The 13771-nt window shown below is 69.5% G+C and carries 12 protein-coding genes; 7 read left to right on the forward strand and 5 right to left on the reverse strand.

What is annotated here, in order from left to right; genetic code table 11:
* Positions 1-159: 159 nt before the first annotated feature.
* The 4 genes from WBG79_RS26940 to WBG79_RS26955 form a co-directional block, all read right to left on the reverse strand.
* Positions 160-1149 (reverse strand): TRAP transporter substrate-binding protein, encoded by a 990-nt coding sequence (locus WBG79_RS26940; RefSeq protein ID WP_337360338.1) that lies wholly within the window; start codon positions 1147-1149, stop codon positions 160-162.
* Positions 1150-1337: 188 nt separating this feature from the next.
* The gene (locus WBG79_RS26945) at positions 1338-2246 is read right to left on the reverse strand and encodes an NAD(P)-dependent oxidoreductase (RefSeq protein ID WP_337360339.1); all 909 of its coding nucleotides are present in this window, start codon (positions 2244-2246) and stop codon (positions 1338-1340) included.
* On the reverse strand, positions 2243-3421 hold the full coding sequence (locus tag WBG79_RS26950) for an AGE family epimerase/isomerase (RefSeq protein ID WP_337360340.1): 1179 nt from the start codon (positions 3419-3421) through the stop codon (positions 2243-2245). Before WBG79_RS26950 ends, WBG79_RS26945 begins: the two co-directional genes overlap by 4 nt.
* Positions 3418-4494: a LacI family DNA-binding transcriptional regulator gene (locus WBG79_RS26955; RefSeq protein ID WP_337360341.1), complete on the reverse strand. Its 1077-nt coding sequence runs from the start codon at positions 4492-4494 to the stop codon at positions 3418-3420. The genes WBG79_RS26950 and WBG79_RS26955 overlap by 4 nt, the downstream gene beginning before the upstream one ends.
* Positions 4495-4976: 482 nt before the next feature.
* Here WBG79_RS26955 and WBG79_RS26960 point away from each other — a divergent pair, with 482 nt between their 5' ends.
* Entirely contained in the window at positions 4977-5357 is a 381-nt protein-coding gene (locus WBG79_RS26960; protein ID WP_337360342.1) for a hypothetical protein, read from the forward strand.
* A 219-nt stretch (positions 5358-5576) separates the two neighbouring features.
* Here the strand turns inward: WBG79_RS26960 and gabT are convergent, their stop codons facing one another.
* A complete protein-coding gene (gabT, locus tag WBG79_RS26965) occupies positions 5577-6863 on the reverse strand; it encodes a 4-aminobutyrate--2-oxoglutarate transaminase (RefSeq protein WP_337360343.1) in 1287 nt (428 codons plus the stop codon).
* A 122-nt stretch (positions 6864-6985) separates the two neighbouring features.
* Between gabT and WBG79_RS26970 the strand changes: the two genes are divergently transcribed.
* The 6 genes from WBG79_RS26970 to WBG79_RS26995 all read left to right on the forward strand — a co-directional run bounded on the left by WBG79_RS26970 (position 6986) and on the right by WBG79_RS26995 (position 13586).
* Positions 6986-7969 carry a LysR substrate-binding domain-containing protein gene (locus WBG79_RS26970; protein WP_337360344.1) on the forward strand — a complete coding sequence of 328 codons (984 nt, stop codon included), beginning with the start codon at positions 6986-6988 and terminating at the stop codon, positions 7967-7969.
* Between the two features lie 382 nt (positions 7970-8351).
* The gene (locus WBG79_RS26975; RefSeq protein WP_337360345.1) at positions 8352-9482 is read left to right on the forward strand and encodes an ABC transporter ATP-binding protein; all 1131 of its coding nucleotides are present in this window, start codon (positions 8352-8354) and stop codon (positions 9480-9482) included.
* 92 nt (positions 9483-9574) lie between these two features.
* Positions 9575-10627 (forward strand): ABC transporter substrate-binding protein, encoded by a 1053-nt coding sequence (locus WBG79_RS26980; protein ID WP_337360346.1) that lies wholly within the window; start codon positions 9575-9577, stop codon positions 10625-10627.
* Between the two features lie 109 nt (positions 10628-10736).
* Entirely contained in the window at positions 10737-11972 is a 1236-nt protein-coding gene (locus WBG79_RS26985; protein ID WP_337360347.1) for an ABC transporter permease, read from the forward strand.
* Positions 11973-11982: 10 nt separating this feature from the next.
* The gene (locus tag WBG79_RS26990) at positions 11983-12822 is read left to right on the forward strand and encodes an ABC transporter permease (protein WP_337360348.1); all 840 of its coding nucleotides are present in this window, start codon (positions 11983-11985) and stop codon (positions 12820-12822) included.
* 179 nt (positions 12823-13001) lie between these two features.
* Positions 13002-13586, forward strand: a complete 585-nt coding sequence (locus WBG79_RS26995; RefSeq protein ID WP_337360349.1) for an RHS repeat-associated core domain-containing protein — start codon at positions 13002-13004, stop codon at positions 13584-13586.
* Positions 13587-13771: the final 185 nt, after the last annotated feature.

The raw sequence follows: 13771 nt of genomic DNA on the forward strand, positions 1-13771 counted from the left end.
TCCCGGGCGAGCGGGACATCTTGACGATTGCGGTCTGGTCGGTCCGGGACAGGTCGGACGCGGAGACGGCCGGGCCTTCCAGGATCGGACGGGTCCGGGCCGAAGATGCCGGGGCTCGGCCCGGCATCCGTGGATAGACAGCCCGCGCCCGAGGCGCCGTTACTGGATCGCGTTGATCTTGGCCAGGATGTCGCCCGCCTCGATCTCCTTGGCGTACTCGATCAGGATGGGATCGACGGCTTTCTTGAGGGCGTCCCGTTCGGTGAAAGCCACCCGCTTCAGTTTGCCTGCCTTCTCGAGTGCCTCCAGCTTGGCCGTGTCCTCACTCGATTCGATGTCGCGCCCGTGCTTGCCGGCCTCCTTGCCGGCCGAGGTCACGCAGGTCTGGAGCTCGGGCGGGAGTTTGCGGAAGGTCTTGCCCGAAAACACCAGGGGCCGGATCGTGATGGCGTGCTGGGTCATCGCGAGCTGCGGGGCGACCTCGTAGAAGCGCATCTGCTCGACGCCCGCCGCCTCGTTCTCGCCGGCCGCGATGACGCCGTTCTGGATGCCGTTGTAGACCTCGTTGTAGGCGATCACGGTCGGCGACATGCCGGCGGCCGCGAAGGTCCGGCTCCAGATCGGCGCGCCCTGGACGCGCACCTTGAGGCCCTTCAGCTCGGCCATGTTGGTGACCGGCTTGGTGACGAAAATGTTGCGCACGCCGCCGCCCGCATAGCCGATCAGCATGGTGTCGGCGCGGCGTGCGATCTCGTCCGCGATCGGCTTGAAGAGGTCCTGTTCCAGCACCTTGTTCCAATGGGACAGATCGCGGAACAGGAACGGCGCGTCGATGAAGGGGGCCGCCTTCGAATAGGTCGACATGTGGGCCGGAGACACGATCGCATAGTCGACCGCCTTGCCGGCCGCCATGTACTCGAAATATTGCTTCTCCAGGCCGAGCTCGCTGTTCTTGTGAAGAACGAAGTTGATCGGCTGCTTGTAGCAGGCCTTGACGAGTTCCTCGAACTTGACCATCGCCTTGGTGAAGGCGTGCTCGTCGCCAAACTGCGAAGCGCCGTGCAGCTCGATCGCCTGCTGGGCCGAGGCGGTGCCGGCCGCAACGGCCATGGCGGCGCCGAAGACGGTCGAGATCCAAATCTTCCTCATGCGTGTTCCTCCCGTTTCGAGCCCTCTGGCGGGGCCGTCGTTTCCACTATGGCTGCGCGTTGGCGTGTGACAAGCCCTTTCTTCGCCACGACTAATGATTTACAGATTAGAGACTTCTTGGCCGGGACAGTACGCTACTATCTTCGGCCAACGGCCGAAATATACATTCGACTTGCTTGAGCCGGACATCATCTCGGTGCCGTACCCTCTTCTCCCGCCCCGGCTAGGTCGCTCAGCATGTCGGCGAGGCGGGGGACGAACTGATCCCCGCGGCCGAGCGCGGCCGCCAGGGTCAGTGTCTGCAGGACGGCGGGCGCTACGCCCCCGCTCAGCCGGTTCTCGCTCGCGAAGGCGCCGTAGTAGGCGAGGTCCTTGCGCGCATTGGCGATCGTGAACTGCAACCGCGAGGGATCGCGGTCGACAACCCACGGCATGATCATCTGAAACTGCGCGCTGTTGGCGCCGCCGGCCGAGATGATGTCGGTCATGACCTTGAGGTCTAGTCCCGCGGCCCGCGCCGCCGCGACCGCCTCCGCCGCCACGCAGGCGTGGCTCATGGCCATGAAGTTGTTGATGAGCTTCATGGTATGGCCGGCGCCGACCGGGCCGACATGGAAGACGTTCTCGGCAAACCCCCGCAGCACGGGCAGGATTTCGTCCTTCAGGGCCGTGTCCGCTCCGAGCATCACGTTCAGGCGCCCCTCCGCCGCCTCGCGGGGTGTCCGTCCGAGCGGTGCATCGGCGAAGCGCAGCCCGCGCGCCGCATAGTCGGCCGCGATCCGGGCGGTCGAGACCGGGTTTGCGGTGGTCGTGTCGATGTGAACGAGCCCCGGTCTCGCGCCGGCCAGGATGCCGTCTTCGCCATAGACGAGGCCCTCTACGTCGGCCGAACTGCGCACGCAAGTGATGACGACCTCGCTCGCGGCGGCGACCTCCGCGGGCGTTCCGACCGCACTCGCGCCGCGCCCGACGAGATCCGCCACGTTCGCCCGGGCGTGCGTCCCGAGCAGCGTCAGCGGATGGCCCTTTGCAAGCAGGTTCGAGGCCATGCCGTGGCCCATGAGGCCGAGGCCGATGAACCCGATTCGCTTCGTCATGCCGGTGCTCCGATGCGGTCTGGCGCCGTCCTGCCCGCGGGCCCGGTTGCGGCGAAGGAAGGGCGCAGCCGGGCGTATTCGGCGAGCGCGAGGGTCAGGTGGTAGAGGATCCGGGTTGGCATGGTGCCGCCGAGCGGCACGCCTTCAGGCGACAACCGGTTGATCCAGAGCGGCCCGCCGGCCGGCATGTGGTGGGCCAGGAGGACCTTGAGGAAGCGGTCGGCCGGGGCAGGGTCGGCGCCAAGCATCTCGGTTCTGGCCAGGGCCGCCTTGACGGCCTCGGTCTGCGGCCAGAGAAGTCGGTTCGGGTCGAGCACGCGGCCGCCGCGGTCGACCGCCTCGACGAGGTGGCCGGAGAGGTCCACGCCATGCGCTTCAGCCGTCTCCCAAAGGCGCTCGGCTGCGGCCCCGAGGTCGTCGCCGCGCCCGGTCAGGCGGCGATGGTGGAGAAGGAGCCAGACCCATTCCATATGATGGCCCGGTTCGCGCCAAGATCCGGCCGGGCCGTCCGCGGGGGCCAGCCCGGCATCGAGGAATTCCCGCAAAGTGCCGGTTGCCTCGTCGAGGAAGCGCGAGCGGAACAGCGCCACCACGGCCTCGGCGCGGTCGAGCCACAATTGGTCTCCGGTCGCCTCGAACCAGGCGTGCATCGCCTCCAGGAGATGCATATGAGGGTTCTGGCGCCGGGGCAGCCGCCGCGTGTCGTCCTCGAAGTAGCCTCCGGCCGCCGGGTCGGCGAGACGACGGTCGAGCGCCGCAAGGGTCGCGACCGCATCCGCCGGGGTGCGCGGGTCGCCGCTCGCCCGATACCACCAGGCGAGGCCATGGAGCACGAAGCTCTGGTCGTAGAAATCCACGAGGCCGTCCCGAGTGCCGCCCGCTTCGGGGGCGGCCGCGCGCGCCCAGGCGCCGTCGTCGAGGCGGAACCACTCTTCGAGGAAGGCGCGGAGGCGCCCGGCGGCGTGCAGGGCAAAAGGTCCCGCGCCGAGCCGGTGCGCGTGGCTGAGCACGTAGAGCATGCGTGCCTGGACGAGGAGAAGCCGTGACGTCTCCCGGATCTGCCCGCCGTCCTGGCCGAGCTCGGCGACGAAGCCGCCGTCCCGCGGGTCCCAGGCTGCCTCCGCCCACCAGGGCAGCAGCCGATCGAGGAGGAGGGTGCGCGTGTCGACGATCATGCCGAGGCCACCCCGACCGAGGCGAGGGCCGCGGATAGCGCCGGGCCGCTGGACTCGCGAACGACCAGCCGGGGCGCCACGATGGACCTTTCCGGCGCACCCGTCGGATCCGCGATGCGCCGCATCAGGAGGTTGGCGGCGGCGCAGCCGATCTCGGAGGGCTGGATCGCCACGGTGGTCAGGCTCGGGACCCACAACGCCGCATCCGCGATGCTGTCGAAGCCGACCACCGCCAGGTCCGCGCCGGGCCGCAGCCCGGCCTGGCGAACCCCGTGGATCACGCCCATCGCGACCGGGTCGTTGAAGCAGACAGCAGCCGTCGGGCGCACCGGGGCCGACAAGGCCGCCCTGATCGCCGCGGTTCCGTCCGCCAGGGTGTTGCGGCAGGCGAGGGTCGCCGGCTCCAGGCCGTGCCGGAGCATCGCGGTTCGATAGCCCGCCATGCGGTCGCGCGCGACCGAGTGGCTGGCCCCTCCGCCGACGAACACGACGCGGCGATGGCCTAGGCCGATCAGATGCTCGGTTGCCTGCTCGGTGCCGAGGCTGTTGTCTGTGCCGGCATAGTCGGTGACGGACCCCGGTACGAAACGCAGGGCCTGAACGCAGGGCAAGCCCCAACTGCCGATGCGGTCGAGCATGGCCGCCTCGGCGCCCTCGGCCGGACACAGGATCACCCCGTCGACCGCGTGCTCGCGAAAGCGCTCAAGGACTCGCCATTGCCGGGCGGGGTCCTCGCCCGTGTTGGCGATGAAGGCGAGCCGTCCGGCCGCATCGAGCGCCGCGTCCACCCCGGCGATGAACTCCGCGTAGAAGGGGCTCGTCAGGTCGACGACGACGAGCCCGACCGTGTCCGACCGCCGCCCGCGCATCCGGGCGGCTCCCCGGTCGTACACGTAGCCGAGCGCCTCGATGGCCGCGCGGACTCGGGCCCGGGTCGTGTCGGCCACCAGAGGACTCTTGCGCAGGACCAGCGACACTGTCGATCGCGAAACGCCCGCGTGGGCGGCGATCTCCGTGAGGGTCACCTTGCCGCGCGCGGATCCCCGATCCGCGGCGCCGCGATCCTGGTCCACAAGCGTCTCCTCCGGATTCGGTCGATCTCTTTTGGATCGATCCAATCTGGATGCGATAAAGCCACAGCCCGCCTTGTGAAACAAGGCCGGGTCCTCGGGCCGGGCATCGGGGAAGTCGAGGGAGAGGAGTAGCGCTTGGAGATGCTGGATTCCCACGATCCTCTTCACTTGATCAAAAAACATACGTCGTAGCCTTAATTCGATCCGCGCAGCCGGCCTCTGCACGCCTCGTCAACTCGAGCGTTGATTGGCCAAGACGTCGGAACACCGAGTCTCGGGCCGCCAAGAACCGACCGGCGTCACGCGGCGCAGTTTGCTGGACCAGCTTTTCGACGCCGCCCCGCCTCTCGCAAGGTTGAGCCGGCTTCCGGGAAACGACGACTTGCCGTCTTTACGGTATCGGCATCTAATCGGTTACGGGGAGGATGTGGCCAGGACGATCGAGGGTGCCTGCCATGTGTGCGTTCTTCAGGGAGAGTACGATGATCGTCGAGAAGGTGTCCGTGGCTTTCCTCGCCAGCGCCGCTCTGGCACTGGCGGCCCTGCCGATCACGAGCGAGGCGGCCTACGCCGGCAAGGGCCATGGCGGCGGCAACCACGGGCACGCTGCGGGCAAGGGCAAAGGCAAGGTCTGGCGCCACGGCCACCACCATCCGGGCCGATACGGGGGCCCGGTCGTGGTCGGTTTCGGATACGGCGCCCCCTACTACGGCTACGGCCCGGCGTCCTACGGCTACGCCCCGACCTACTACGGGCCCTACGGGTTCGGGGTGCCCTATCGCCCCTATGACCGCCCCTATTACTACGGCCCGACCTGCCACTGGAGCATGACGAGGAACAGCACGAAGTACATCTGCCGCTGAGACCGGTCCTCGGCATGGGGCGCGGCGTCGCCCTCGCCCGTTGCGCCCCACGGACGAGCGGGGCCCGGGGGCGGTCCCTTCGCGCGCCACCCCATCCGCCGCTATCGAGGAGCGCCGGCCACCGCGGAGGCGCTGCCGATCCGGCGACGCCTGGCGAACCGCCGAGGACCCTTCGGGCGCGCGGCGAGGCCCCTGGGGGCCCGGATCCCGTGCGGGGCGTCAGCCCCGCGCCGCGACCAGCGCCGTTTCGAGGGCGTTCAGCCCCTCCTCCAGGACGGCATCCGACACCGTGAGCGGGACCAGGATCCGGATCGCGTTCCCGAAGACACCGCAGGTTAGCAGGATCAGTCCGGCCTCGAGCGCGGCCGCAGCGACGCGCCGGGTCGCCTCCGCGTCGGGCTCGTGGGCGCCGTGCGACTTGACCACGTCGAAGCCGATCATGGCGCCGCGTCCGCGGATCGCCGCGATCGGCACCATGTCGTTGCGGCGCGCGAAGCCTTCGAGCTTCGCCTTGATGGCCGCCCCGAGCGCGTTCGCGCGGTCGAGCAGCTTCTCCTCCTCGATCACGTCCAGAACGGCGAGCGCCGCCGCGCAGGCGATCGGCGATCCCGCATAGGTGCCGCCGAGGCCGCCCGGCTCGGGCGCGTCCATGATCGCGGCGCGGCCGAGCACGCCGGAGATCGGGAAGCCGCCGCCCAGGGACTTGGCCATGGTCACCATGTCGGGCTCGACGCCCGTATGCTCCATGGCGAAGAGCTTGCCGGTGCGCCCGAAGCCGGTCTGCACCTCGTCGGCGACGAGAACGATGCCGTGATCGTCGCAGATCTTGCGAAGCGCCACGAAGAGTTCGGTCGGCGTCTCGTAGAAGCCGCCTTCGCCCTGGACGGGCTCCACCACGATCGCCGCCACCCGCTCGGGCTCGATGTCGGCGCGGAACAGGAACGCGAGGGCGTCGAGCGCCTGCTTCACCGTGACGCCGTGATACTCGTTCGGGAAGGGCAGGTGCCACACCTCGGCCGGCATCGGGCCGAACTTCTTCTTGTAGGGCAGCACCTTGCCGGTCATCGCCATGGTCAGCATGGTGCGTCCGTGGAAGGCGCCCGTGAAGGTGATCACGCCGCTGCGGCCGGTATGGGCCCGCGCGATCTTGACCGCGTTCTCCAGCGCCTCGCCGCCGGTGGTGAAGAAGATCGTCTTGGCCGGCCCCGAGAAGGGGGCGCGCGCATTGAGCCTCTCGGCCAGCTCGATGTAGGGCTCGTAGGCGTTGACCTGGAAGGCGGTGTGCGTGAAGCGCCGCATCTGCGCCTCCACGGCCGCCATCACCTTGGGATGACGGTGCCCCGTGTTCAGGACCGCGATGCCACCCGCGAAGTCGACGAAGCGCCGGCCTTCGACGTCCCAGATCTCGGCATTCTCGGCCCGGTCCGCGTAGACCGGGGTGGCGGTGGAGACGCCGCGGGGAACGGCGGCGGCGCGGCGGGCGAGAAGAGCGGCATTGGTGGTCATGGCGAGGAATACCCGGTGATCGGACGGTGCGACCAGTTTCCCCCATGACGACGCTTCGTGGCAGGCGCTTTCTTTCGGGCTCTGTGGTGCTATCTTGGCACCACTCCACAAGGGAAACCGCGATGGCGAAGCCGCGAGGAGGCTCCGGTCGGGCGAAAGGGACGTCGGACGGCGGGATCGGCGAGGACGACCGTCGCCGCCGCCTGCCGCCGCTCTCCATGCTCCGGGCCTTCGAGGCAGTCGGCCGCCACGGTTCGATGCGCAAGGCGGCGGAGGACCTCGGGGTCTGCCACACGGTGGTGTCCCGCCACGTCCAGAACCTGCAGGACTGGTTCGGCACCCGGCTCGTGGAGACCGGCCCGCGCGGCGTCGCGCTGACCGAACAGGGCAGCCTGGTCTACACCGCGACGTCCGCCGCCTTCGACCGCATCGCCGAGGCCACGGCCGAACTCAGGCCCGACCGGGCGGGCGCCCGGCAGCTCCGGCTGTGGTGCGTGCCCGGTCTGGCCTCGCGCTGGCTGCCGCCGCGCCTGTCCGACCTCCAGGCCGCGCTGCCCGGCGTCGAGATCGTCGTGCGGGCGACGGTCGAGCGGCCGGACCTGAAGCGCGGCGACGCCGATGCCGCGATCTGCTTCGGCGAACTCCCGCCCGAGGGCGGCCGCAGCCAGCTCCTCGAGCGGACGAGGATCTTCCCGGTCGCCTCCCCGGAGTGGATCGCCCGTCAGCCCCCGATCCGAACGCTGGACGATCTGTCCCGGTGCTTCCTGATCCACGAGGACAGCCGCGACCAGTGGCGGCGCTTCTTCCGCTCCGCCGGCCACGAGCCGCCGACCACTCTGCACGGCCCGCGCCTCTGGTACGCCTCCTCCGCCCACGAGGCGGCCCTCGCCGGCCAGGGCGTCGCGCTCGCCACCCGTCTGCAGGCCGCCGACGATCTCGTCGCCGGTCGGCTCGTCGAGCTCCTGCAGACCGAGGTCTGCCTCGGCGGCTACTGGTTCGTCGCGCCGGAGCAGCGGTGGGATGCGGCGGTGATCCTGCGCCTGCGCCAATGGTTCGCATCCAGCGTGGCCACCACCGAAGGCGGGCTGGTGCCGGTCGAGGACTGATCCCCCGCATCCGACGCTCGAGCCTCGCTCCGTCTCTGCCGGGCCCGCGCCGGCCGTCCGCGCGAGCGGTCGAGCCGGTCTCGTGGACGAACCCTTTCCCGGCCGCGCACGCCGCTCCGGAGCACGGATCCGTACGGGAATGGTGCGCGGCGGGTTCGGCTGGTGCCGTTGGAGCAACACTGCGGTCGTTAAAAAGCGTTTGTCCGGCCCTCGCGGGGTGATTAGCTTCCTGCCGGGCTCGACGGTTCCGTGGGGCGCTCGGCAGGAGGGTCATGGGGGCGCGGGGGCGTCTCCGGGACTGGAGCGGGTGTCATCGCGACGGCGCGGGGGCGCGATCGGGACATCGAGGGACGCCGAGCAAGTCCGGCGGAGGAGAATTGCCGTGAACAAGCCCTTGGTCGCCGGCGGCGCTCGCGACATCGCGCGGGCATCGACCCTCGTCGCCTTCCGGGGCGTGTCGAAGACCTACGACGGCAAGACCCACGTGGTGAAGGACCTCGACCTGGCGATCGGCAAGGGCGAGTTCCTGACCCTGCTGGGACCCTCAGGCTCCGGCAAGACGACCTGCCTGATGATGCTGGCGGGATTCGAGGTGCCGACCTCGGGCGAGATCTATCTGGCCGACCGGCCGCTCTCGAAGAAGCCGCCCCACGAGCGCGGTATCGGCATGGTCTTCCAGAACTACGCCCTGTTCCCGCACATGACCGTCGCCCAGAACATCGCGTTCCCGCTCGAGGTGCGCCGGATGGGCCGCGCCGAGGTGAAGGACAAGGTGGCGCGCGCGCTCGACATGGTGCGCCTCCCGCATGTCGCCGATCGCAAGCCGAGCCAGTTGTCCGGCGGCCAGCAGCAGCGCATCGCCCTCGCCCGCGCGCTCGTCTTCGAGCCCGAGATCGTGCTCATGGACGAGCCGCTCGGCGCGCTCGACAAGCAATTGCGCGAGCACATGCAGTACGAGATCCGCTCGCTGCACATGTCGCTCGGCCTCACGATGGTCTACGTCACCCACGACCAGTCCGAGGCCTTGACCATGTCGGACCGGATCGCGGTGTTCGCCGGCGGCCACATCCGCCAGGTCGCGGACCCGCGCAGCCTCTACCAGGAGCCCGCGGACGGCCTGGTCGCCACCTTCGTGGGCGAGTCCAACCGCTTCGACGGGACCATTCTCGGGCGAAGCGGCGACACGGTGACGGTCGGGACGGTCGGGGGTGCCCGGATCGAGGCGCAAGCGGTCGACGTCGGGGCGGCGGGACCCTGTGCCGTCATCGTCCGTCCGGAGCACATCCGCATCGGCCCCGCGGCGGACGGCCTCCCGGACTCGATCCCCGGACGCGTGGTCGACGTCGTCTATCACGGCGATCACCTCCAGGTTCACATATCCGCCGGCGGCCTCGACGTGGTGGCCAAGCAGCCGGCCCACGGCCTGCCCGCACCCGACGTCGGGGTGGAGACCCGCTTCGGCTTCGCCCGGGACCATGCCCGCGCCTACGACCCCGCGCGCACCGACCACTAGGCCGACGACCGACCGCAGAGGTCGGCCGGCGGCCTCCCGCCCCAGCGGCGGCCCTCGATCACCCGGACTACGAAACCTCAGGGAGAAAAGTCATGAAGCGCAGTCACATGATCGCCGCGACCGCGGCCCTCGTCCTCGGCGTCGGCGCCGTCGCGCAGGCCGCGTCCGGCAAGCTGGTGGTGGTGTCCTGGGGCGGCGCCTACCAGGACGCCCAGAAGATCGTCTACTTCGAGCCCGCCAAGGCCGCGGGCGTCGACATGATCGACGAAAGCTGGGACGGCGGCGTCGGCGTGCTGCGCGCCAAGGTCCAGGGCGGCAACGCCGGCTGGGACGTGGTGCAGGTCGAATCCGACGAGCTCGAGATCGGCTGCGAGGAGGGCCTCTACGAGAAGCTCGACTTCGCCCGGATCGGCGGCCAGGACGCCTATCTGCCGGATGCCGTCCACAAGTGCGGCGTCGGCGCGATCCTGTACGACTTCGTGCTCGGCTACGACAAGGACAAGATCCCGGCCGACAAGGCGCCGAAATCCTGGGCCGACTTCTTCGACACGAAGACCTGGCCGGGCAAGCGGGCGCTGCGCATGGGCGCCAAGACGACCCTCGAGATCGCGCTCATGGCCGACGGCGTGCCGGCCGACAAGGTCTACGAGGTGCTGAAGACCGACGCCGGGGTCGATCGTGCCTTCAAGAAGCTCGACACCATCAAGAAGGACCTCATCTTCTGGAAGTCCGGCGCCCAGCCGCCGCAGTTCCTGGCCTCCGGCGAGGTGGTCATGACCTCGGTCTACAACGGCCGCATCGACGCCGCCAACAAGAAGGACAAGCGCAACTTCGGCATCGTCTGGAACCAGGCGCTCTACACGCTCGACAGCTGGGTCATCCTCAAGGGCTCGCCCAATGTCGAGGCGGCCTACAAGTTCCTGGCCGTCGTGGGCAAGCCCGAGAACCAGGCCAAGCTGCCGAACCACATCGCCTACGGGGTCACCACCAAGGCCGCGACGCCGCTCATCGACCCCAAGGCCTTGGCCGATCTGCCGACCGCGCCCGCGAACCTCGCCAAGGCCAAGCTCATCGACACCGAGTTCTGGATCGAGAACAACGACAAGCTCGCCGAGCGCTTCAACAAGTGGGCGGCGGTGAACTGATCGTCCCCCGAGATCGGGCGGCGCTCGTCCGCCCGGGTCGTCGCCCGGCCCGCCCGGCGCTCGAGGCGCCGCGCGGGCGGGTTCCGCCGCCATCACGGAACGGCTTGCCATGACCGAAGCGACAGCCGCCGAACTCGACCTCGTCAAGGCGCATGCCCGTGCCGAACGGGGGCGGCGGCGGGGCGCCTTCCTGCTGGTCGCGCCGCTGCTCGTCTTCCTGGTCTTCACCTTTCTGGTGCCGATCGGGGACATGCTGAGGCGGTCCTTCCTCGACGGCGACGTGGCGTCGGTCTGGCCGCGGACCGTGGCCGTGACCCGCGCTTGGGACGGCGGCGGCGAACCGCCCGCCCTCCTCTGGCCGGCGCTGGCGGCCGACATCAAGGCCTCGGCGGCGGCCGACACGGTGGCGGTCGCGGCCCGGCGGGTGAACTATGCGGTCGACGGCGGACGGACCCTGGTCATGAAGACGGCGCGACAGATCGGCAGGATCGAGGCGCCGCCGAACGGAGACTGGCGGACCGTCTTCGCCCAGATCGATCCGGCCTGGATACGGCCCGAGACGACGAGGGCCTTGCGGCGCGCCTCGGGCCCGGTCACCGACTTCTACCTCCTGTCGGCGCTCGACCTGCGCAAGACCGAAACCGGTGCGATCGTCTCCGCGCCCGAACGGGACCGGATCTACCGCACGATCCTGCAGCGGACCTTCTCGGTCGCAGGGCTCGTCACCCTGCTCACCCTGCTGATCGGCTACCCCTACGCCTACCTGATGACGCGGGCGGGCCGGCGCGTCGCGGCGCTGATGACCGTGTTTGTGCTCTTGCCGTTCTGGACCTCGCTCCTCGTGCGGACCGCGGCCTGGATCGTCCTGCTGCAGGATCAGGGCATCCTGAACAACATCATGCTGGCCCTGGGCATCGTCGACCAGCCGCTGCGCCTGATCTTCAACCGGGTCGGCGTCGTCGTCGCGATGACGCACGTGCTCCTGCCCTTCATGGTGCTGCCGCTCGCGGCGGTGATGCGCGGCATACGTCCCGAGACGGTGCGCGCCGCCCGCTCGCTGGGCGCCACGCCCGCGACTGCCTTCCGCCGCATCTATTTCCCGCAGACGCTTCCCGGGGTCGCCGCCGGCGCTCTCCTCGTGTTCATTTCGGCCATCGGCTACTACATCACGCCCGCGCTGGTCGGCGGCGCCGACGACCAGATGATCTCCTGGTTCATCGCCTTCTTCGTCAACGACACCATCAACTGGGGTCTCGCCGCGGCGCTCGGTGTCGTTCTGCTCGGCTGTACCGCCGTCCTGTCGATCCTCTATGCCAGGATCGCCGGCGGCCGCCGCCTCGCCTGAGGAGACCGACATGCCGCAACCGACCATGCCCCTGACGCCGCTCGAGCGGATCTCCTCCCTGCTGCTGGCCGCCGTCGCGGTGCTGACCGGCATCTTTCTGATCGCGCCCATCCTGGCCATCGTGCCGCTCGGGTTCTCGGACGGCGAGTTCCTGGTCTACCCGATCCGCGCCTTCTCGCTGAAGTGGATGGAGGCCTTCTTCGCATCGGAGAAGTGGTCGCTCGCCGTGAAGAACTCCTTCGCGATCGGCGCCGCCTCGGCCGTGATCGCGGCCGTGCTCGGCACCGCGGCGGCGGTCGGGCTCGCGCGCAGCGACTTCCCCGGCAAGAAGGTCGTCACGGCGCTGCTGCTGTCGCCCCTCGTCGTCCCGGTCGTGATCTACGCGGTCGGGCTCTACTTCTTCTTCGCCCCCCTCGGGCTGACGCAGACCTACACCGGCATCGTGCTGGCCCACGCCGCGCTGGGGAGCCCCTTCGTGGTGGTCACCGTCGGCGCGTCGCTCGCGGGCTTCGATCACAACCTCATGCGCGCCGCCGCATCGCTCGGGGCTCCCCCCTTGCTCGCCTTCCGGCGCGTGATGCTGCCGCTCGTGTTGCCCGGCGTCGTCACCGGGACCCTCTTCGCCTTCGCGGCCTCCTTCGACGAGGTGGTCACCGTCCTGTTCCTCGCCGCGCCCCAGCAGCGGACGATCCCGCGCGAGATGTTCTCCGGCCTGCGCGAAAGCCTCTCCCCGATGATCGCCGCCGCCTCGATCGTCATGATGGTCGCGGCCCTCCTGCTCCTGGTGGCGGTCGAACTCCTGAAGCGCCGGACCGAACGGATGCAGGCGGGCCGAAAGGACGCGGCCTGACCGGCACCGGCCGGTCATCACGGCTCCGCAGGCCTTGGTGTGGACCGGACCGGCAAATCTGCGGCCACGTGGCAACGCAGTGAAGTTCGGCACGAGATCAGGCCGGGCGTCCCTCAAGCCTGACGGTCGGGGCGACCGCGCGGGCCACATACAGGTACGACGCCTTCGAGCGGCTGGTCGTGCGCTCGCTCACCAACGGCACGCCGAACGGAACCACGCACTCCATCTACGACACGCGCGACCGCCCGATCGCCGAGACCAACGGGGCCGGCGTCACGCTCCGGGAATATATCTGGCTCGACGACCTGCCCGTCGCGGTCGACGGCGCGAACCTGGCCACGCCGACGCTCCTGCACGTCCACAACGACCACGTCGGCCGCCCCTTCATGATGACCGACGCCGCCCAGGCGGTCGTCTGGCGGGCGGTCTACGAATCCTTCGGCAAGGTCCATTCGATCACCGGCAGCGCCACCCTCGACGCCCGCTTCCCCGGCCAGTGGTTCCAGCTCGAGGCGGGCCTCCATTACAACTGGCACCGCCACTACGACCCGACCCTCGGGCGGTATGCCCAACCCGACCCGCTCGGCCTCGCCGCGCTCCGGGCAGACGGCTCGAGCCTTTACGGCTATGCTCGCCAGAGCCCGCAGATATGGGTCGATCCGGAGGGAGGTTCCGTCCCGCCCGGACCCACGCCGCCAATGGAAGACTGGCTCCAGGACCGGTTTCACGGAAACGACTACTCCGTATGGTCCTGCACTTTGTGAGAGATCGAGCTCATTGGTGAATAGGCGGGGAGCACGTCACGCCCATCCGGCGGAAGCTCGCGGACCAAAAAAAACACCCCGAACCTGATGGTCCGGGGCGTCAGATCAAGGTGGTTGCGGGGGCCAGATTTGAACTGACGACCTTCAGGTTATGAGCCTGACGAGCTACCGGGCTGCTCCACCCC

It is taken from the genome of Prosthecomicrobium sp. N25, from assembly GCF_037203705.1.
Lineage (GTDB): Bacteria > Pseudomonadota > Alphaproteobacteria > Rhizobiales > Ancalomicrobiaceae > Prosthecodimorpha.

Excerpts from the sequence above, each read along its gene's own strand:
- WBG79_RS26950 (WP_337360340.1), bottom strand. The coding sequence starts at position 3,421 with ATGATCGTCGACACGCGCACCCTCCTCCTCGATCGGCTGCTGCCCTGG.
- WBG79_RS26990 (WP_337360348.1), top strand. The coding sequence starts at position 11,983 with ATGCCGCAACCGACCATGCCCCTGACGCCGCTCGAGCGGATCTCCTCC.
- WBG79_RS26970 (WP_337360344.1), top strand. The coding sequence starts at position 6,986 with ATGGCGAAGCCGCGAGGAGGCTCCGGTCGGGCGAAAGGGACGTCGGAC.
- gabT (WP_337360343.1), bottom strand. The coding sequence starts at position 6,863 with ATGACCACCAATGCCGCTCTTCTCGCCCGCCGCGCCGCCGCCGTTCCC.
- WBG79_RS26960 (WP_337360342.1), top strand. The coding sequence starts at position 4,977 with ATGATCGTCGAGAAGGTGTCCGTGGCTTTCCTCGCCAGCGCCGCTCTG.
- WBG79_RS26985 (WP_337360347.1), top strand. The coding sequence starts at position 10,737 with ATGACCGAAGCGACAGCCGCCGAACTCGACCTCGTCAAGGCGCATGCC.
- WBG79_RS26945 (WP_337360339.1), bottom strand. The coding sequence starts at position 2,246 with ATGACGAAGCGAATCGGGTTCATCGGCCTCGGCCTCATGGGCCACGGC.
- WBG79_RS26980 (WP_337360346.1), top strand. The coding sequence starts at position 9,575 with ATGAAGCGCAGTCACATGATCGCCGCGACCGCGGCCCTCGTCCTCGGC.
- WBG79_RS26940 (WP_337360338.1), bottom strand. The coding sequence starts at position 1,149 with ATGAGGAAGATTTGGATCTCGACCGTCTTCGGCGCCGCCATGGCCGTT.